General features: G+C 45.9%; 19 protein-coding genes and 1 other annotated feature. Of the genes, 2 read left to right on the forward strand and 17 right to left on the reverse strand.

What is annotated here, in order from left to right; translation table 11 throughout:
* The first annotated feature begins 121 nt into the window (after positions 1-121).
* Positions 122-964: a YihY/virulence factor BrkB family protein gene (locus ACFQ1X_RS00750; protein WP_144840601.1), complete on the forward strand. Its 843-nt coding sequence runs from the start codon at positions 122-124 to the stop codon at positions 962-964.
* Between the two features lie 70 nt (positions 965-1,034).
* Here ACFQ1X_RS00750 and ACFQ1X_RS00755 read toward each other — a convergent pair whose 3' ends face one another.
* From ACFQ1X_RS00755 to ACFQ1X_RS00790, 8 genes are all read right to left on the reverse strand, one after another.
* Positions 1,035-1,985, reverse strand: coding sequence for a dipeptidase (locus tag ACFQ1X_RS00755; RefSeq protein WP_144840600.1), 951 nt, complete (start codon positions 1,983-1,985; stop codon positions 1,035-1,037).
* A 20-nt stretch (positions 1,986-2,005) separates the two neighbouring features.
* Positions 2,006-2,275, reverse strand: coding sequence for a hypothetical protein (locus ACFQ1X_RS00760; RefSeq protein WP_144840599.1), 270 nt, complete (start codon positions 2,273-2,275; stop codon positions 2,006-2,008).
* A gap of 158 nt (positions 2,276-2,433) precedes the next feature.
* Positions 2,434-3,759 (reverse strand): (Fe-S)-binding protein, encoded by a 1,326-nt coding sequence (locus ACFQ1X_RS00765; protein WP_144840598.1) that lies wholly within the window; start codon positions 3,757-3,759, stop codon positions 2,434-2,436.
* Positions 3,752-5,164 carry an FAD-binding oxidoreductase gene (locus ACFQ1X_RS00770; RefSeq protein ID WP_379080936.1) on the reverse strand — a complete coding sequence of 471 codons (1,413 nt, stop codon included), beginning with the start codon at positions 5,162-5,164 and terminating at the stop codon, positions 3,752-3,754. The genes ACFQ1X_RS00765 and ACFQ1X_RS00770 overlap by 8 nt, the downstream gene beginning before the upstream one ends.
* Positions 5,165-5,308: 144 nt before the next feature.
* The gene (locus ACFQ1X_RS00775) at positions 5,309-6,400 is read right to left on the reverse strand and encodes a CdaR family transcriptional regulator (protein WP_144840596.1); all 1,092 of its coding nucleotides are present in this window, start codon (positions 6,398-6,400) and stop codon (positions 5,309-5,311) included.
* A 132-nt stretch (positions 6,401-6,532) separates the two neighbouring features.
* Entirely contained in the window at positions 6,533-7,255 is a 723-nt protein-coding gene (locus tag ACFQ1X_RS00780) for a YebC/PmpR family DNA-binding transcriptional regulator (RefSeq protein ID WP_144840595.1), read from the reverse strand.
* Positions 7,256-7,396: 141 nt separating this feature from the next.
* Complete coding sequence (locus ACFQ1X_RS00785; RefSeq protein ID WP_144840594.1) at positions 7,397-7,618, reverse strand: hypothetical protein; 222 nt, start codon at positions 7,616-7,618, stop codon at positions 7,397-7,399.
* Positions 7,619-7,631: 13 nt separating this feature from the next.
* The gene (locus tag ACFQ1X_RS00790; protein ID WP_144840593.1) at positions 7,632-8,735 is read right to left on the reverse strand and encodes a nitric oxide synthase oxygenase; all 1,104 of its coding nucleotides are present in this window, start codon (positions 8,733-8,735) and stop codon (positions 7,632-7,634) included.
* A 128-nt stretch (positions 8,736-8,863) separates the two neighbouring features.
* Here ACFQ1X_RS00790 and ACFQ1X_RS00795 point away from each other — a divergent pair, with 128 nt between their 5' ends.
* Positions 8,864-9,649, forward strand: coding sequence for an HAD family hydrolase (locus tag ACFQ1X_RS00795; protein ID WP_144840592.1), 786 nt, complete (start codon positions 8,864-8,866; stop codon positions 9,647-9,649).
* A gap of 18 nt (positions 9,650-9,667) precedes the next feature.
* Here ACFQ1X_RS00795 and serA read toward each other — a convergent pair whose 3' ends face one another.
* The 9 genes from serA to ACFQ1X_RS00840 all read right to left on the reverse strand — a co-directional run bounded on the left by serA (position 9,668) and on the right by ACFQ1X_RS00840 (position 20,596).
* The gene (serA, locus tag ACFQ1X_RS00800; RefSeq protein WP_144840591.1) at positions 9,668-11,257 is read right to left on the reverse strand and encodes a phosphoglycerate dehydrogenase; all 1,590 of its coding nucleotides are present in this window, start codon (positions 11,255-11,257) and stop codon (positions 9,668-9,670) included.
* Positions 11,254-12,414 carry a pyridoxal-phosphate-dependent aminotransferase family protein gene (locus ACFQ1X_RS00805; protein ID WP_144840590.1) on the reverse strand — a complete coding sequence of 387 codons (1,161 nt, stop codon included), beginning with the start codon at positions 12,412-12,414 and terminating at the stop codon, positions 11,254-11,256. The genes serA and ACFQ1X_RS00805 overlap by 4 nt, the downstream gene beginning before the upstream one ends.
* Before the next feature lie 84 nt (positions 12,415-12,498).
* Positions 12,499-12,718: a binding site (T-box leader), on the reverse strand.
* A 190-nt stretch (positions 12,719-12,908) separates the two neighbouring features.
* Positions 12,909-13,487: a TerD family protein gene (locus ACFQ1X_RS00810; protein WP_144840589.1), complete on the reverse strand. Its 579-nt coding sequence runs from the start codon at positions 13,485-13,487 to the stop codon at positions 12,909-12,911.
* Positions 13,488-13,508: 21 nt separating this feature from the next.
* Entirely contained in the window at positions 13,509-14,585 is a 1,077-nt protein-coding gene (locus tag ACFQ1X_RS00815) for a toxic anion resistance protein (RefSeq protein WP_144840588.1), read from the reverse strand.
* 20 nt (positions 14,586-14,605) lie between these two features.
* Positions 14,606-16,219, reverse strand: a complete 1,614-nt coding sequence (locus ACFQ1X_RS00820) for a YceG family protein (RefSeq protein WP_144840587.1) — start codon at positions 16,217-16,219, stop codon at positions 14,606-14,608.
* Between the two features lie 15 nt (positions 16,220-16,234).
* Positions 16,235-17,050: an HAD hydrolase family protein gene (locus tag ACFQ1X_RS00825; protein ID WP_144840586.1), complete on the reverse strand. Its 816-nt coding sequence runs from the start codon at positions 17,048-17,050 to the stop codon at positions 16,235-16,237.
* On the reverse strand, positions 17,047-18,156 hold the full coding sequence (locus ACFQ1X_RS00830; RefSeq protein ID WP_144840585.1) for a cysteine protease StiP family protein: 1,110 nt from the start codon (positions 18,154-18,156) through the stop codon (positions 17,047-17,049). Before ACFQ1X_RS00830 ends, ACFQ1X_RS00825 begins: the two co-directional genes overlap by 4 nt.
* A gap of 12 nt (positions 18,157-18,168) precedes the next feature.
* Positions 18,169-19,518: a phosphoribosyltransferase family protein gene (locus ACFQ1X_RS00835; RefSeq protein ID WP_144840584.1), complete on the reverse strand. Its 1,350-nt coding sequence runs from the start codon at positions 19,516-19,518 to the stop codon at positions 18,169-18,171.
* Positions 19,451-20,596 (reverse strand): HpcH/HpaI aldolase/citrate lyase family protein, encoded by a 1,146-nt coding sequence (locus ACFQ1X_RS00840; protein WP_144840583.1) that lies wholly within the window; start codon positions 20,594-20,596, stop codon positions 19,451-19,453. Before ACFQ1X_RS00840 ends, ACFQ1X_RS00835 begins: the two co-directional genes overlap by 68 nt.
* Positions 20,597-20,760: the final 164 nt, after the last annotated feature.

Consider the following 20,760-nt stretch of genomic DNA (forward strand, 5'->3'; position numbering starts at 1 on the left):
TCTGTTTATTTCCCGCTGCCAATACCTCCTTTTTTTCTTATAATAAACTGCTTTAGGGTTAATGTATGCCACGAGCGGGCATACAAAAATTAAGGAATTCAAAAAATTGGAGGTTGAAGATATGGGAAAAGCAAAATCCTATGGAAAAGAATTCGGAGCAAAGTTTAAAGAAGACAATGCCACTATTTTAGCAGCGGCACAGGCTTATTATTATCTTCTTGCAATCGTTCCATTATTGATCCTGCTGCTGGCCATCCTGCCTTATCTGCAAATCGAGCCGCAACGCGTTATGGACTTTCTGGGCACTATTCTTCCCGGCGAAGTTGCTTCGACATTTGAAGAACAAATTGTCAGCGTTGTCACGACACCATCCGGCGGTCTATTGACATTCGGTATCCTGGGGACATTGTGGTCCGCATCAAACGCGGTAAGCGCATTCATCAAAGCAACCAATGAAGCATATGATGTGGAAGAGACAAGATCTTTCTTCGCACAGAAAGGCATCGCAATCCTCTTGACATTGTTCATGCTGGTTGCAGTTATCGTAGCTCTTGTATTACCGATTTTTGGCGGGGCGATCATTGATATGATCAGTTCATTCATGAACCTGCCGTCACAGACAGAAATTATATTCCAGGTACTCCGTTGGGTTATTTCCATTGCAGTAATGAGTATTGTTCTGGCATTTATGTACAAAATTGCACCGAATAAACACTTCCCATTTAAAGAAGTTATTATTGGTGCTTTAATCGCCACCGTATTATGGCAGCTTGTGTCGCTTGCATTCTCATTCTACGTATCGAATTTCGGCAGTTATAGCGCCACATACGGCAGTCTTGGCGGTCTGATTGTCCTTATCCTGTGGTTCTTCCTGACTGGTCTCATCCTGGTGATCGGCGCTGAAATCAACGCCATCATCCACAGACACAAAAATACAAAGAATGAGCCGGCCAAAGTACATTAATAGTTTAAAAAACCTCTTCGCCACAAGCAAATGCTTACGGCGAAGAGGTTTTATTTTATCTCAAATTGGATCAGACCGGCAAGTGGTTCATAAAATTCCTGTGCGCAAACCCTTCGACCTGGTTTTCAGTATAATGTTTCTGCAGTTCATTGATCAGATTTGGATAATCTCCGGCATTTCGCAATTCATCCGTATGGATTTTGATGCCATCAAAATCGGAACCGAATCCGATGTGATTTACCCCGCCAAGTGAACAGAAATGATCGATATGCCGAATAAGATCCGCGATTGTCGCTGTCTTCCCTCCTGCATTAATGAATTCAGGAAAGAAAACCACATTGACCATGGCATTTTTACGGAACATGGCGAGTGCCTGTTCATCGCTTAAGTTCCTGACATGGTTGCACAGCTCGCGTGCATTCGAGTGGCTGGCAATCGGGAAGTCCGCTAATTCAAGTACATCCCAAAAACCTTTTTCTGCCAGATGGGAAACATCGGTGAAGACTCGGTGATGATTGTTTGCACTGACAACTTCTTTTCCGAATAACGTCAATCCGGCACCTCTTGGGTCATCGGCTCCGTCTGCGCAAAGATTGGCGTAATTCCATGTCAAACCGACGGAGAGGACGCCCAGCCGGAAGAGATGGCGCAGCTTGGCAAGGTCATTCCCGATCGGTTCTGCCCCCTCAAGCGTCAGCACCGCACCGATTTCACCAGCCTCTAATTTATCGATATCCTCCCACTTCCTGATATGGCGCATCTGTGGGGTTTTTTCAATTATTTCTGTATGGAATAAATCCACCTGTTCAAGAGCGTGCTGCCATTTCTCATCAGATGGCAGCTCCGGATGTAGAAAAACTGCAAAAAATTGCACGTTGATGCCACCTGCCTGCAGTCGCTGAAAATTCGTATCCAATTCTCCCGCGTTCTCAAAGTTTAATAGGGGCGCATGGTAAAGTGAATCTCTTTTCGCTACCTGCATTTTGAATAGAGCATCACAATGTGTATCAATAATTTTCAATCTATCATTCTCCTTCTATTTCAGCCTTCCCATGCAATTTCTGTCGAATAAACCAGACTGTCAGCAATAAAGATTCTGCATTTTGTATGGCAGCATCCCAGTCCCAATGAAACCTTTATGTCCTGAATTTCTCCGTCCATGCCTCTCAACTTCCCAAATAATCTGGAGCTGAGTGCAAAGCCGGGCTGGTCATCCTGAAGAACCCCATCAACCCATAATTTCTTTTGATTCCACGTGCTTTCCACCCGAATACGATGTGAAGAATGTGTTAATTCCCATAAATCTCTCATCGTAACGCCTCCGTTTCATCCTGATAGGGACAGTATAGCAAATGTTCTGAAATTATTCTTCATCAAACAGCCGGCCCATCAAATGAAGGGCCGGCTGTTTTAAAGTTTTTATGAGCTTGTGGCAAAATATTAGAGCATTACCGATCAATATATATCCTTCAAGCTAGTGTTTGATTTTGGTGGATCGAATCGTAGAGGAAATCTACGATGTGAACCGCTTTCATTTCTTTTTCCAATCCTTCACTTTGAATCCCCACCTGCATTTGCATGAGGCAGCCCGGGTTGGACGTAACCACGATGGCAGGCTGCATTTTCTTCACCCCTTTCATTTTCGCATCGAGTATGCGTTTTGCCATTTCCGGTTGCAGAATGTTATAGATGCCTGCTGACCCGCAGCAACTGCCGGCATCGATCAACTCTTTGTATTCAAAGCCCGGTGCATCCTGAAGGAGCGACCTTGGCTCTAAAAACACACCGTTAACATTGCGGAGGTGGCAGGAATCCTGATAGGTTACAAGCGATTCTTCTGCCCCACCCATTTGTTTTAACTTTGAGTTCAAGCCCAATTTGACGAATAATGAAGAGATGTCAATCGTCTTATCGGAAAAACTTGCCGCTTTTTCAGTGTATTGCGGATTCCCTTCCAAATGTTTACCGTATTCTGAAAGAAAAGCACCGCAGCCTCCGGCATTATTGACGATATAGTCGAAGTCATCCGAATCGAATGCTTCAACATTTGCTTTGGCGTTGCGCAGCCCTTTTTCCATTTCGCCGCTGTGGCCATGGAGTGCTCCGCAGCATTGTTGCTCTTTCGGAATGACCACTTCGGCACCAAGCCATTCAAGCATCTCAATCGTTTTTCGATTCGTCTCCTGAAAGAGAGTATCCATCAGACAGCCTGAGAAGAAAGCCACTTTTACACTGGTCGGCTTCAAAACCGGTTCCCGCTTCTTCTTCGATTCAACTTTTGGCAACACCGCTTCCATTTGTTTCATAAATGGTGGAAACAGGTTCAAAAAACCAATTTTCCTAGCTGCTGCCTGCAATCCTGATTTTTGATAAAACTGAACCAGCTTCACTCCGGACGCCATTTTTTTCTGGTCGGCAAAGACACCATCAAAAGTCGCTTTGCGGACCGTTTTTTCTTTCAGGTTTATCGGCTTCGCCTGCTGCACCGCCACTCTCGTTTCTTCAATCAGAACGCCGTATTGTACACCTGCCGGACAGGCCGGTTCGCATGCACGGCAACCGAGACACATGTCGAAAGCGTCTTCGACGGAACCATCCCAGACCACATCTCCGTCCCGCATGGCTTTCATCAATGCAATTCGGCCTCGGGGGGAATGCGTTTCATCCTGATTCGTTGCAAGATAAGTGGGACAGGCCGGAAGGCAAAATCCACAGCGCATACAATCCATCAGCAACTCTTCATCAACATGTTCCACAAACGAATCTTGCATGCGTTGCTGTAATTCGCTAACCATTATTGATCACCAGCCTCATCTTCGTTTCCTTGGCAAACATTTTCCCAGGATTCATGATGTTCTGCGGATCGATCGATTGTTTAATCCCTTTCATAACATTTATGCCGCTTGTTCCCAATTTCCATTCAAGGTAAGGAGCTTTCATTTCTCCGACGCCATGTTCGCCTGTAATCGTTCCACCAAGTTCAATTGCAATATGGAAAATTTCAGCCAGCGCCTGTTCGACCCTCAGCATTTCTTCCTCATCTCTTACATCCGTCAGGCAGGTCGGATGCAAATTCCCATCCCCCGCATGGCCGAATGTACTGATTTGCACATCATATTTCACTGCAATTTGCTGAATGGCTTTGACCATTTTGGCGATTTCCGACCTCGGCACGGTGGCATCTTCGAGAATTGTGGTGGGCCGTTTTCTCGCCAATGCGGATAATGCGGCACGGCGGCCAGTTTTCAGAATTTCGGCTTCTTCATTGGAAGAAGCAATCGCCGTTGAAGTTGCGCCGTTTTGTTCGGCTATCCTGATCATCTGCTGAATATCACTCGCAACTTGTTCCTCATTGCCATCCTGTTCCATCAACAGCATTGCTTCCGCATCCAGAGGCAATCCTATTTTCATAAAGTCCTCAACTGCACCTATGGTACCTTTATCCATAAACTCCAATGTAACCGGGATGATTTTATCTGCGATAATAGCAGAAACAGTTTCAGCTGCATCCTCCAATGAATTGAAATAGGCTATCCCTGTCTTTTTCGAAATTGGCAAAGGAATCAGCTTGAGCGTAATTTCTGTGATGATGCCGAGAGTACCTTCAGATCCCACAAACAATGACATCAGGTCGTAACCTGCAACATCTTTCGCCAGCTTGCCTCCGAGCTTTAATATTTCACCATCCGGCAGAACCACTGTCATCGCTTTTACATAATCCTTCGTCACCCCGTACTTCAAGCCCCGGAGACCTCCGGAATTTTCACTGACATTTCCTCCGATGGTCGAAATCTTCATGGAACTTGGATCCGGAGGATAAAATAAACCGTTGTCCTCGACAAAATCACAAATATTCTGGGTAATAACACCCGGCTGCACAGTAATCGTCAAATTTTCCATGTCCAACTCGAGTATTTCATCCATATTGTTGAATAGAACAATAAGACCGCCTTGATTCGGCACAGTTCCTGCGGCAAGATTCGTCCCCGAACCTCTCGAAATAATTGGAATTTGTTCACTTGCACAAATCTTCACAATTCCAGCAATTTCCTCTGTATCCCGTGGTGAAATGACCAAGTCAGGTTTCGACTGGAAATTAGCTGTTGCATCATATGAATAAGCAAGCAACTGCGCCTGTGAATCTTTTACATTTTCTTCTCCCACTATTGAAACAAAAAGGTCTTTTCTTTTTACCGACATTCTTACCACCGCCTCATTGATAACGCTCTCATATTATTATAATATGCATCCAGTCATTCAATCTATGTAGTAATCGTACAAATTTATTTAAAACTCCGATAATATTTTTGTATAAATAAACAAAGACCCTTAAAATATCAAGGGTCATTTCTTTCTGTATAGGCGGAGCGCTGTGTATATAGTTGCGATATCACTATTATCGGCTAAATTGATGGAAAGCAGATTTTCAATTTTATTGAGCCGGTAAAGCAAGGTATTCTTATGGATGTGCAACTCATCAGCCACCGCTTGAACAGAAGTTCTTTTCTGAAGAAACACTTCAAGGTTATGGAGCAGTTCCTCCTCTTCCAGAAGCGGAGCAATTGTACGAGCTACAAACTCTTCCTGAACCTCTTTTGGGATGGAATAATAAAGAAGTTCCAACTTCAGTTCTTCTTCAAAAACAACTTCCCCCTGCCTCGCTGAAACGGCATGAGCCATCTCCGCCTGCTTGAATGATTCTTTAAGGTGATGAAAATCACCGGCCTTGCCCACACCTACAGGCAGTTTCCCTTTATCTTTTCCGGCAATTTTCTGTGAAATCCTTTGCAAACCGATGGCCAGTTCCTGTTTCTGAACAATCGGCAATAAAAAAATAAGCCTTTCCAACCCCCACCTGATGATTTTCATCTCCGGGTGAATCGTCTGGATGCGCAACAGATTTTCCACGTCTTCAATTTCATATTGGCGATTCGTTTGCATCATGGCAACCCGCCGATACAGTGACGTATCGATATTCAGCATTTTTGCCCGTTCTTCTATGCTTTCAAAAGAACTGTCAGAAGTCACCAGGTCAAAAAAGAAAAATTCGATTTCACGGATCCCACGCTCTTTTTCCTGCCTGGAGATTAAATCGGTAATAAATAGCTCAGCTACCTTTTTAACAAGCTTTGCATACTTTTCCACTTCCACAGGTTTACCTGTAACGCCCAGCACACCGATCGGCAAATCGGAAATGATGATTGGCATGACGATTCCTGGCCGGACACCAACCAGATTTTCGCACATCTCCTTCGTCATATGAAGAGGCTGCTGATTCTTCATCGCCAATGTTGCACCTTCATGGAAAGAATTCAACCGGCTGGGATCCGTACTGGCGATAACGTAACCATTCTTATCCGTCACCAGCACATTCTTATCGATCAAGTTTGTCAGTTCTTCCACTATCTTTGATGCCAGCACCTGAAAATCAAACATCTTTCCATCCCCTTTAAGCATGTTTCCCGTGATTCTATATACAACAAATCTTGAACTACATATTACACGAATAGTATGCATCGCGGATAAAAAAACAGACCTTTTTGTATAAAAGGACTGTTTCTGTTATCTTCATTCACCTGAATCGACGTTGTGATAAACCTGCTGGACGTCTTCGAGATCTTCAATGGCTTCTATCATTTTTTCGAATTGCTCCTGTGCATCTTCCGGAAGTTCGACGTCGTTCTGCGCCATCATCGTCAGCTCAGCCACAGTGAACTCGGTAATTCCAGCTTCTTTGAAAGCTTCCTGAACGAGGTGGAATTGATCCGCTTCGGCGTATACGATGACGGCTTCATCCTCTTCTTCGACATCACGAACATCGATATCCGCTTCCATCATCATTTCAAGCACTTCATCCCCGGTTTTCTGCCCTTCGATGCCTATGACCGCAATGTGGTCGAACATATAAGCGACAGATCCGCTGACGCCCATATTGCCGCCATTCTTGCCAAAGGCTGCCCGGACATCCGATACGGTCCGGTTAACATTATTCGTCAAAGTATCGACAATGACCATCGAGCCATTCGGACCGAAACCTTCATAGCGGAGTTCATCATAACTTTCTTCGGAACCGCCTTTTGCTTTTTCAATCGCACGGTCAATAATCGCTTTTGGCACATTATATGTTTTCGCTCGTTCCAACACAACTTTCAATGCCTGGTTCGAATCGGGATCCGGCTCGCCCTGTTTGGCAGCCACGTAAATCTCGCGTCCGAACTTTGCATAGATACGGCTTGTATTGGCATCTTTGGATGCTTTTTTCTCTTTGATATTATTCCACTTGCGTCCCATTTTGTTTCCCACTTTCTCTCAACTTTGAGTGTAAAGAATGTCTACTCCTTCTATTATATATTAAACCTGAGGAGATATTCGAGCCATACTGCAGAAAAAGCACAAATAGAAAAAAGCTCTGCAACTGAGATGCAGAGCCTGTCACAGTTTTGTTTTATCAACCCTGTGGTATTCGGAAATTTGGGTGACCCTTACTTTTCCTGTTTGCAGTTCATGATAGATCCCTCTGCTGTCGGTAAATGAAATATACTGATCCCGCTCACTTTGAATAAGAGCTTCCGCTTTTTCCTGGGACTCCTCAAAAATGAATCTCCGGATATAATGTTCTTCATCAAAAAAATAAGTGACTTTAAATTCTTTCATGCATACCCTCCTCTTAAGATTGATAAGGCAGATTCTGATAAAAGAAGTTCGGTTTGATGATGTCATTGTTATATGGCTTGTGGAAAATATGCGTTGTTGCGGGTGACAACGGAGGAATCAGCCAAGCCCAATTACCTGTGACCGTGCGGCCGGCTGCCTCTTCCTTCCTTTCAAAGCTCTTGAACTGTTTGGCTGCAGTATGGTGGTCCACTATTGTAACTCCGGCATTAGCGAATGATTCCAATACAGCTATATTCAACTCAACTAGCGCTTTGTCCTTCCATAGCGAGCGGTTGGATTTCGTGTCGAGGCCCATTATTTCCGCTACTGCCGGCAAAAGGTCGTAGCGATCTTCATCGGCAAGGTTGCGTGCTCCGATTTCCGTTCCCATATACCAGCCATTAAAAGGTGCCATCGTGTAATGGATACCACCAATTTCCATTTTCATATCCGCAATGATCGGTACGGCATACCATTTTGCCGCAAGATCGGCAAAACCTTCAATCTCCGGATGGTTCAGTTCAACTTCCATTATCGCCTGCCCCGGCAACTCAAAATACCTCAGTCCTACTCCCGCTTCTTCGATGACGATCGGCAGGATATCAAAGGCAGTACCTTCTCCTCTCCATCCCAACTCCAGACATTGTTTTGTAAATTCAATGGAGGATGAGTCACCAATTATAGTTCCATCCCTTTCATAGCCCGCATAACGCAATAGCTGATGATTCCAGATACGCAGTTTGTCTTTCCCATCCTGTTGCGCCGGAAAGACCGTCAATGACGGCCGGATTTTGCCGTCGTTCGTGGCGAATTCAATATGATTCAGTAACTCGTCAAAAGCTCCGTCAGCTGTTTTCACATGCCGCGCATCGAAAACGGTCAGCGTATTCCAAAACAACCGGCCGATGCAGCGATTATTGTTTCGCCAAGCCATTCGGGCACCGTGTTCGAGTTCTTCAAAGCTATGTTGATAAGTACCAGTCTGATTAACTTCTTCTATAATTTCATTTAAACGATTTTCTATATCTGTTTCATTCATTCCAATTTCTGCGTAGCAATTTTGAATAAAATAACCCGCTTCTTCGATCAAAGGTCGATTGGACATGGCAATTTTCATGAACTTCACTCCTTCTCCCAACATGATAGCATTCCTAAATTATTTCATTCCATTCAAATGTGTCAACTCTATGATTTTCCGGATGGCTGCAGTACACTTGAAAAAAGCATTATAGGAGCTGACATAAAATGATTAAAACTATTCTGTTCGACTTGGATGACACCCTGTTATGGGATAAGAGGAGTGTCGCTGCCTCGTTGCGGATGACTTGCGAATATGCAGAAGCCGTCTGCGGCGTTGATGCCTCGCTGCTGGAACAATCGATTCGATCAGAAGCTGCTGCCAGTTATTCTGAAACCTCAGTTTATGAATTCACCCAATCCATCGGCATAAACCCTTTTGAAGGATTATGGGGTGTTTTTGATGATGCCGGCGAACAATTCCAGACCATGAAGAAGCTCATGCCCGAATACAGGCGAACGGCCTGGACACGCGCCTTAAAAAAATCGGGTATTGACGATGGAACACTCGGTCAAAAGCTCAGTGAGCATTTCCCCATGATGCGCGCACAAAACCCCCTTGTGTTTGATGAGACCTTCCAGGTGCTCGACCAATTGAAAGACCGCTTTCAGCTGATGTTGCTTACCAACGGCTCCCCCAGCCTGCAACAGACAAAACTCACCATGACGCCGGAAATCGCTCCTTATTTCGATGACATCATTGTGTCAGGTGCTTTTGGCATTGGCAAGCCGGATACATCCATTTTTGACTTCGCTGTAGCCAAAAGCGGACACCTTAAATCCGAAGCAATCATGGTGGGAGACAACCTCATGACCGACATACTTGGAGCAAACCGCTCGGGCATAAAGTCAGTCTGGCTGAACCGCGACAATCAGACGGCCAATGCATCCATTGTTCCCGATTTTGAAATCCATGGACTTGACGAATTAATTCCGCTGCTGGAGAATCTTTAATTTCTTATCTCAATTTCTCTATATATTCACTGCCTTAACTTTTTCAATTTCCGCAAGCTCTTCCAGTTGGCGGATGCTTTCGGCTTCAGCCGGTTTATCAATCGTCAGCATCATTATTGCATCGCCGCCTTCCGCCGTCCGTCCCACCTGCATCGTCGCAATATTAACGCCTTCCTGCCCGAGAAGTGTTCCGACGCGGCCAATTACACCCGGGCGGTCATGGTGACGGATAAATAAGAGATGCCCGGTCGGAATGACGTCTACGATATAATCATCAACTCTGACGATACGTGCGCCTTGCCCATTCAATAAAGTGCCCGCGGTTTTCCATTTGCCTGCCTGTGTCAGGATTTCCACGGAAATCAGACTGGTAAAGCCTCCCGCAGCAGCAGATTTCCTTTCATTTACCGTGATCCCTTTCTGGTGGGCGATAAACATAGCATTGACATCGTTTATCCGTGTTCCCAAATGCCGCTTCAGAATGCCCTTCAGGATATTCCGCGTCAGCGGACCGACTTCAGAATCAGCCAGTTCTCCTGAATAACTGATGTTCACTTCCGTTGCCGTACTGCCTGAAAGATCCGTCAGAAACGCCCCGAGCCGTTCGGAAAGATCGAAATACGGTTCAATTTTACTCATGATTTCTTCCGGCACAGAAGGAAGATTAACGGAATTTCGTACAACTCCTTTACTGAAATAACTGACCACATCCAGACTGACATCAATCGCTACATTCTCCTGCGCTTCATGCGTACTGGCACCAAGATGAGGAGTCGCAACCACTTCAGGCAAATCGAGCAGCCGGAAATCCACCATCGGTTCCTGTTCAAATACATCAAGCGCTGCGCCTGCAACTTTGCCGGATTTGATTGCATTGTATAAAGCTTTTTCGTCAATAATGCCGCCTCGTGCACAATTGATGATTTGCACGCCCTTCTTCATGAGGCCAAAAGCCTTTTCATTTATCAGATGCCGGGTTTCTTTCATTAAAGGAGTATGGACAGTAACGAAATTCGACGCCTTCAGCACTTCTTCCACTGTCCCAAAGCTGATTCCGAGTTCTTCTGCCTTCTCTTGCGTCAGGAACGGATCATAAGCGATGATGTTCATCCTTTGTCCTTTGGCACGCACAGCCACTTCTGCACCGATGCGCCCAAATCCGACAACTCCCAAAGTTTTCCCTTTCAACTCAACACCTACATATGATTTCCGGTCCCATTCCCCGTTTCGCATCGCGGTGAATGCCTGCGGAATTTTTCGGGCCATCGACATCAGCATTGCCATCGTATGTTCCGCAGCAGAATTCGTATTGCCGTCCGGTGCATTGACGACGATAATCCCTTTTTCAGTCGCTGCCTCCAAATCTATATTATCCACACCAACACCCGCACGGCCAATAATTTTCAGCTTGTCGGCCTTTTCAATCAATTCACGTGTCACCTGCGTTTTACTGCGCACGAGCAGCGCATCAAAGCCAGTAATTTTTTCCGCCAGCTCTTGCGGATTCAAATCTGTATCAAAAACCACCGTGATGCCCTCTGTATCCCGAAGAGGGAAAATACCTTCTTCGCTCATCGGATCGCTGATTAAAATCTTATAATTCGTCATCTGCTCATCCCTCCGTTCAAATATACCTGCTGAGCGGCACACACACCGCTGCCGAGTTCAATCTTTTTACCTGCTTTCACAATACCGATTTCAATAGCAGCTATCGCCTGCAACAGGTCTGCCGGAGAACAATAGCCCATATGGCCGATCCGGAAAATTTTCTTCGACAATTGCTGCTGACCCCCTGCCACTTCCATGGCAAATTCTTCTTTTAATATTTTACGCAGCTCTTCTGCATCAAAATCTTCGGGTCTTATTGCCGTTACAGTGGGTGAAGCATCTTCGTCACTTGTCAAAAGCGGAACTCCCAGTGCTTTAAAAGCGGACCTGGCCATCTTCATCATCACTTGATGCCTCGCGTAAACACCTTCCAGACCTTCTTCCTCCATCAACATCAGTGCCTGCTTCAGGCCAAATAGAATTGACAGAGCCGGTGTGTATGGAGTGGCATCTTTTAAAAGGTTATTCCGATGCTTTTTCAGATCCAGATAAAATCGGGGCTGCCGATTCGTTTCGATTATATGCCACGCCCGTTCGCTTGCTGCAATAAAAGCAAGCCCAGCCGGCAGCATAAACGCTTTTTGGGAGCCGCTGACCACGATATCCAGGCCCCAGTCATCCATTTTCGTTTCCACGCCGCCAATACAGGAAACGCCGTCCACAATAACCAGCGCTTCCGAATTCTTTCGAATCGCTTCAGCCAATTCTTTTACCGGGTTTAAAACACCCGTGGAAGTCTCGCAATAGGTCATGAATACCGCCTTTATTGCCGGATAAGCTTGAAGCATCTCCGTGATGTCCTCAGCAGCCGCCGCTTTTCCCCATTCTGTTTCGACAATATGAGGATGAATTCCGTAGGCTTTGCAAATATCCGCGAACCGTTCGCCAAATGCGCCGGTGACGACGACCAGCACTTCTTCTCCCGGTGACACCGTATTGACAACGGCTGCCTCCAGCGCTGCCGTCCCACTTGCAGTCAATATCAACACTTCCTGGCTGGTGCCAAAAACCTTCTTTAAACCTGGTCGTATATCTCCCAGCAGATCTGCTGTGCTTTGCCCCCGATGTCCAATCATTGGCTGGGCCATTGCCCGGCTTACACTTGGCGGGATTGGACTTGGTCCGGGTAGCCGTAAAATCTGTTGATCAGCTAACATGGAATCTCCCTCTTCCTTTTAAAATCAATTGTAATTCTGTAATTGGATGAACAGAAAAAGGCTCTCCACCCCTCACATATAAATGCAAGGGGCGAAGAGCCTTCGGTTCGCGGTACCACCCTAATTCACTGCAGAATTGCAGCCTCATTGGTCAGATGCATAACGCGCACGAAACGGAAGAACCTACTGTATTTCAGTCCATCTATTCAGGAGTGCTGATCCGGGTCGCAAGCGCTGATTCCCACCATCCATCAGCTCTCTGGAGCTTGCTGTGCCCGAATCTTATCTCCATCATTATAATTGACTATATTGGAATTTAATCAATCATATACAGTCAATAATAAATTGTCAATAAAATCTTATTATTCAGTTATTTCAGTAACCGTTTTCATTCCTCTCGAACACTTGCCACTGGCGGTTTCAATTGCTTTCAATTTCTTTTATTATACAAAGCAAAAAACCGTCCCTCCGAAGAGGAACGGTCATTATAATATTTATGCCAAACCGAAATCGTTGACCAATGCAGCAAGGCCGCCCTGGTAACCGCTGCCGATTGCATTGAATTTCCATTCAGCGCCGTGGCGGTATAATTCACCGACTACGAGTGCCGTTTCGATGGAGAAATCTTCCCCCAGGTCATAGCGCAGGATTTCTTCATTATTGCTTTCGTTCAGAATGCGGATAAATGCATTTGAAACCTGGCCAAAGTTTTGTCCACGGCTCTCCGCTTCATGAATCGTCACCGTAAACACGACTTTGTGAAGATCTGCTGGTACATTCGGCAAATCGACAATCACTTGCTCGTCGTCTCCTTCACCTTCACCCGTCAGGTTATCGCCTGTATGGGTGACAGAACCGTTGCCTCCGACGAGGTTATTGTAGAAGATAAAATCTTCCGGTCCGCGGGATTTGCCGTTTTCGCCTACCAGAAACACAGAAGCGTCAAGGTCGAAATCTCCTCCGCCGCTGTATTTATTTGTATCCCAGCCCAAGCCTACTGTTACTTTTGTTAATCCCGGATTTGTTTTTGTTAAGTCGATTTTTTGGCCTTTTGACAGGTTGATTGTTGACATTAATAATCTCCTCCGATAAGTTTATTTTCTTTGGGTATCTTCATATTTCTTCTGCAATTCTTCGATGCGCAAGCGTCCTTCTTCCCGCATCTTGCGGTTTTCATCTTCAATGGCACGTGTATCGTTCATGCCCTGCATAATAGTCTCCCATGTTTGCTCAATCGTTTCAATCTTGATGCTCGGCTGGCCGGACATCCGTGCGATATCAACCGATTGGCGGGATATATCATTGGCATTGTTCAATAGCATTTCATTGGTGCGGCGATCAAGTTCACTCATTGACTCAGCCACCAGATTCTGGCGCTTCGCCGCAATCGCGTTGATCAACCCGGTTTTAAAAATCGGAATCGTCGTTACAAATGCTGAGTTGATTTTTCCGATCAGTTTCGTATTACCGCGCTGCAGCATACGGATTTGCGGCGCAGCCTGATAAGAAACCTGTTTTGCCATTTCAAGGTCATAGACACGCTGTTCCAGAAGTTCAATGGCATTCTGCAGGGAATTCAATTCCATCAATGCCATCTGATCGCCGGACTCCGCTTTCTTTTTCACTTCAGGCTCCATCGCTTTCAATTCCTCGACTTTGATGTCACCTGCTGCAATATATTTCTCCAACTCCATGAAATACTGGAAATTCTGATCGTAAAGGTTTTCCAATGTCGTCGTCGATTTTTTCATTTCCGACTCGTATTTGGTAATCTCGACATACACTTTATCAATTTCCGTACCCATCGTCTGGTATTTATTGAAGAGCTGTTCGATCATCTTATTGCCTTTATTGAAGATTTTGTTCAGAAAGCCTTTTTTCTCCACAAAATCTTTTTTATCAAATTTATCCATGATTCTGCCGAGCTGTTTCAGTAGCTCACTGGATTCTTCCATGCTGTTGGCCTGGACAGAATTCAGGACCTTCCCTGTAAACGCGGAAATCTCGTTTGCGGGCTCGCGACCGAATTCCAGTAATTCAATCTGGTTTTTCGGATCGATTTTTGAAGCCAATTGCAACACTTGCGGATCTTTTTTCAATTGCACTTTCAATTGATTTTCGTCTTTCATGACCAATTCCTGCTGTTCGATCTGATCTGGCATCGTATTCATCATTACCCCTCCTTTTTTAGTTACATCCATCTTCCTAGGAATTTCCGAACAACTGACGGCTCCTGAAACGGTTCGTTGAAACTGCGCTCATCCAGCCAGTGCACATCAAAAGCTTCTGTATCGATCCAACGCTCGATATCCTGATGCCCTTGTGGATTGATGATGATATTATCAAGTCCAAAACTGTGCGCCAGTGCAATGGTATTGGCATCCGCACGGCTCAACTCTCCGTCCTTCTCTTCATTATAGAACAATAAAGTCGGTACAAACTGCGGATAATCAAATAATTGGATCAATTGGATGACTGCATCCGGCAGGGCCATCGACTGGGAGAAGGCGTAAAGCTGCAAATCTTCGAACGATTCGCCGCTTTGAGGCAAAAGGATCGGCTTTTCCACATGCCGCGCAATGGCCGCGCCAATAGCCGTCTGGACACCATCCGGCAATTTGCTGTATCGCCACCAATTGGCTGTTTTCATCTTTTCGGGATCCAATTTCCCTTTATTGTCCAGTGCGGCCCGGTAATGAAATTGCTGATTGCCTTTGCGTTCATCGATAAAAGGAAAACTTCGCACCAATTTTGTGTCTTCACGTTCCGTCAGTTTATGGACATTATCCCAGAACCGTTTCCGGTCCTTTTCGATGCCCATCACTTTGGCAAAGACGACTGGGATATGGACGACCCCTCGCTCCACTAAAAATGACGGTCTCACCATGGCACGTTCTTTCGCCAACATAAAAGCCTCATCAATCGTTGTTTTCAAGCGGATCGAATGGGTGACATATCCTTTAAACTGAAACGGCTTGTAAAGGCCCGAATCATCATGATGCAGCAACCGGTCCACTTCCTGCGTTGCGCGGTAAGCGACTGTTCCTACACGTTTCGGTTTTTCTTCCGGAAAGAGCGGCGGCTTGTCGGCCGTTACTTGAAAACTGTGGCTGTGAATATTTTCTTCACCAACCAATTTCCCTAACCATTTTTCTCCGGCCGGATCATAGACGACAATATGAAAGCCATAGGCAGCCGCCAGCTTCAGAAACCATTTTTCACTTTCTGAAGAATCGCCATACCACAGAAATCCGGGCAAGCCTTTTTCAAGATTCAATTTCAGCAGTTCCGGCTCGATGTGATTAAAATTCCATTTTACGAGATCTGTCGCTACTCTCCTGAAGGATGACTGAACCGTGCTGCCGCCGGATTGCTCCTGAAAGGCTTTCAGCACGTCGATCATCACAACACGGAGACGACGGTTCAAATCGGCGTCTTTCAAGCGGGGCAATAATCCTTTGCCATCCAGGAAAGCGACAATTCGGCTTGCCGATAATCCATTTTCTTTTTTATTCATTTCAAATAGATCCTGAAGCGCTTTCAGTCGGTCCTGTTCAATATGTTTGTTCATTTTGCCTGATAAACGAATCAGCCGGCCTTCTGCCTGTTCCATCGTTTCATAAATGGAAGCAAAATAATCATCCTCATCCAGCGGAATTCCGGTAAATTCACCGAGAAGCTGCGGATAGGTGATGGATTCTTCTTCCACTTTTGTTTCCGAATGTTTGATGAGCGGCTTATTCAGCCATTCACCAAGATTTTCCGGATCCCATGTTCTGACACGGACCGGATGCAATTGAACCATGGGTATCCCCCCTTGCTATTTGCTTTGCAGGGAAAGATCCGCGACTTTCGCCAATATTTCCTCGCCTGCTTTTATCCCTTGTTCTTCGGTTACAATAATATGGTCGGAAACTTCAGCATCGGCCCGAACAGCTTCGCCATGAGCCGCAAGCAATCCCGCATCTGCGCTTTCCAGCAAATCGAGGTCGAGCAAGGAATCTCCCGCGGCAATCACATAATCCGCCTTGATGCGATCCCGCACATATTCCATCGCTGCCGCTTTAGTGATGCTCTCAGGCATGAAATAAAGCTTTCTGCCCTGCAGCGACATCCCCCATCCAATTTTCCGGAAAATTTTTGTATAGAATCCGATTTTTTCTTCCGGGAACTTTTCCCGATCGACAATCAGGTAAACAAACCAATCTTCCGCCTGTCTGACACGCAACACCCAATCTTCATTGAAATACTGCTGAATGACAGGCAACAGCTCTTCGATGACCGTCTTTTCATCGACGCAGCGCCGGCGAATATCAGTCGACCATTCCTTGATGGGCTCGCCGTTTTCAAGGATGACGGCCCCGTTGGAAATTATGGCGAATTGAGGCGGCTCACTGCCTTCATAAATGCCTGTCACACGTTCATATTGCTCACGCGTTCTCGTCGTCACCGGCACAAAAACAGTATTCGGCTCCAACTCCCACAACGCAGATTGGCTTTGTTCGGTCATAAAGGATTGCGGTTTGCCTTCAAAACGTTCAACTTCGATCAATTCTTCCGCTTTCACTTCAATACCCATGGAATTTCGTGAATAGATCAATGTCTGGTCGAGGTCACTTGCAAATAGGACTGTCATATTTCTTTCCCCGATTTGATCAACCCGATTGACCGGTAGAATAAATCCGGCACCTCTTCGACCGGCACCCCTTTTTCTTCAGCGAGAATCAAAATGTGCTTCACATCCGGATGCTCCGCATCTCGCACCAGCACTTTCCAAGGATTTCTCCGAAGCAGCACACGCGTAGTTTCGCCCACTCCCGGTTTCACCAGATGGTAATCTGCTTCGCTGTACATGCTGTGGCCGATCTCCTCGACTTCTTTCATGCCTTCCCATGTGCGCTCAGCAGTAACCGGTGTGTTGTAAGCCTCCTCTTCTGAGGCTTTGCTTGTTTCGGCAAAACAGTCTGTTACCTGATCGACAAAATCATTGGAAAGATCTTCTTCTATTAAATCACCATAAAATTTCGCGCCGTGGTAATCGTCCTCTTTGATAAAACGGTCGTTCAGAATCGTGCGGCTCACAAGACCTGAAACGGTGGAGTTCAGGCAGGCACTGGGAATCAGAAAATCTTCCCGTGTACCGAAGAGGACTGCACATGCTCCCGGATCTGCAAGAACCGCCATATCATCGTTAAGATCCGTGGCATATTTGCGGTTGAAAAGCTCGAGCGATTTTGTCAGCTCTTTTTGGATCGCCCCTTTTCCGGTCCAGCCGTCGATAAATTGGATTCGGCTGTCCGGGTGGGCGTTGCGTATCGATTGAATCGCTTTTTCATCTATACCTTTATCACGCAGAATCGATACGCTGTAATGCGGCCAGTTCATCTTCAGCATTCTTTCGGCATAACGCTTGATCAGGATACCGATAGGACTGCCGGCACGAGCCAGCGATACCAATACGATATTGTCGGTTCCGGCATTCATTTGGATTCTTCTAGCCACAATTCCGACCAAATGGCTCAATTGCTCTTTTGTCTGCTCCACCGACTGGTGATAAAGTTTTGTGTATTCTTCAGATGGACGATATTCGACAGGAAGCCGCTCTGCGTAATGTCCGCCCGTCTGTACAGCTTTCTCACGTTCTTCAAGTGAACTTTCTTCAAATTCGTCTGTGACATCCTTCAATAAAAATGTGATGTCTTCTTCCGGATAGCTTGTTTTCACTAAACCTGCAGTAATCATAGGCCACCCCTTTTATAATTTATCTGTCAGCGAAAGCCATTCGACCGGAGCTTTTTGCTCCAGATAAGAGATCAAGGGCTGCCAACTCGCTTCATCGACAACCGACTCCGCTAAAAGGTATATACGATCAACATCCACTCTACTTATATTATACAGGAATTGATTGATCCCCTCAGCATCAGGCAATTCAAAGCGGACTTTATCTTTAATCGGATAGCCTTGTTCATCGGCTGCGAAAATGGGGCTTCTTGTGGTGGTCTGGACCAAAGCGTCACCGCCTAGTGCCAAAGCGAATCGAAGGGGTAGATACATATTTTCCCCAATCCCGATAACCAGCGGTTTCTGGCTGGAAGTTACACTTCCTGCCGCTTTTTCTGCCCATCCTTCTATTTCGGAATGCCTGCTGCTTGTCAGTCCAAATCGACCCGTAAACGGAAGGTAGCACTGGCCGGTAGCAGAACGCAATTCAATCGCTGCGATTTCCGATGACCGGGCAGGCAACTTATTTCCGGTTCCAAGCAAACTATGCATTTCTCCTTCTTCCGGAGATTCACTGTAGTTCAACTCAAATTCTCCGGCAAGCAATGCTAAAACATCGATGTTCAACTCTTTCGCCTGAGCCATTTCCTCGAGTTTCTGTTTTTGGCTTTCATTGCGCCAATCAAGAATGGAGAGCGATATGTAATTTTTGCCAGGGAATTGCGTGTTCAGCGCATTAATTAAGTTCAACAAAGTATTTCCTGTTGAAATTTCATCATCGATCAAAACAATCGTTTCCGCATCTTCCAGCATGCCGGCAGGAGCAAAAACTTTGTGGGAAGTAGCATGAGAATGCTCTTCTTCAAACACGAAAGCGGGAGAGGCCCCGACAATTTCTTCACGAGTTGTATGGATATAGGCCGCTTCATCGAAATGATGGAAAACTGCATGGCCGAGGCCCGTTGCGGTTTCCGCCATGCCAATAAAAACCGTGCGCTGCGGCAAAGTTGTTCTATGAGCCAGGGAGGCCCGGCTGGTTTGAAGACAGACATTCCCCGATTGGATCATCTCTGCAATTTGCTGATTTTGAGGAATTGGCGAAAGACCGGATTCCTCCATTAATAAGGAAGCAAGCAAGCTGCCTGTTCCGAGAGCGAGCGCCGGATGAACCGCCAAATGCTTGGCAATCAGCTTGCTGACAAACAAAAACTGCCTTTTTTTATTCACTCGAAGTGCCATGGAGAATAAAGACTCCATCGGCAAATTTCCATAACTGGCATTTACAGAAACTTCGATATCCATTTTATCCCAATATTTATACCTGGTTTGCAAGTTGCTTCGCTCGCAAATGATTGAGGACGTCGATCGGTTTGTAGTGTTCATTCAGCACCCCATATATTTCCGCTTGAGCAGCAACTTTTTTCGCCCAGCTCAGGTGCGGTTTTACTTCATTCATTTTATTGCGCTGCGGACTTTGCAGAATTCCGTTGAATGTATCACTCTTCGCCAAAATCAGCATGGCATCTTCATAGGTTTCATGTGAAATGATATGCCCCGCATTCACAATCGCTATTTGGGAAGGATGAATACAGGTCTTCCCTTTAAAGCCGTTCAGAACATCCAACTGCACTTCTTCCCATAGCACTTTTTCCGGTTTTGATGTCAGCCAGCCGTCCGTCTCGGATGAAAAATATTCATAAACAGGACCGGAAACAATAAACCCGTCTTCCGCTTTTGTAAATTTATTCAGAATCGAAATCAGGCAATCCCTGATCAAATGCACATCGTATATTGTCCGCTCCACCGGTCGTCTTAAGCCGTAAAGGCTGGAAAAATCAGTGGCTCCAACCCTTATCGTTAAAATCCTGTTTTTTTCCTCGCGTAATTTACTGTAAATTTCCGTGAGTGCCTGTTCACGCGTTTCAGCAAATAAGACTTCTTCTGTTTCAAGAAGCGGCAATGCATATAACATTCTTCCCGCACTTTCGCTGGCACGGTCAAGAGCTGAGAAAAAAGACTCCAAATCGCCAGCCTGCACCTTGGGCAGCACAATTCCAGTCAGCACACCGAGTGCACTGCCCGCCAATTGCGTCAGCTTATCCAATTGGACGGCGTTTCGGATGCGCAGGAACAGCAACGGACTTTCTTTGGCATCTGACCCAGAAGCCAATTCGAGTTCTTTGAGTTGAGAAACGACATTTGCTTCAGCGGACGCCAATTCGGTGTCAGCCACAGCGTCTTCCAGGCAAACCATTAGAGTCGCCAAGCCGGAAAATGTGTCCCGCCGATAACTTCCGGCTATAATCTTAGCTGCGAAATCAGGCCTTGAGCCAGGTGTATAGAGTGCGGCACCCAACGCCAACCCAAGCATTTCCCGTTCCGTATCTCGATTAAATTCTGCCGGGGGACGTTTAAAAAGTGTTTTTAACTCAGACTTACTCAAGGCGTTGAAATGTCTCAATATGAATTCCTCCCGGCACAATTAAATTAAAGCTTCTTGGTTGAGTAAATGAAATAGTATTCATAAGTCGCTTCGGCGCTTTGGACAGTGCGAAGATTATGCTCCTGCGCACTGCTCGTCGCAAAGGAGGCGCCACAAGTTCATGGCGCACCTTAGCTCCCGCA

This window comes from Metaplanococcus flavidus (assembly GCF_042675885.1).
Taxonomy (GTDB): domain Bacteria; phylum Bacillota; class Bacilli; order Bacillales_A; family Planococcaceae; genus Planococcus; species Planococcus flavidus.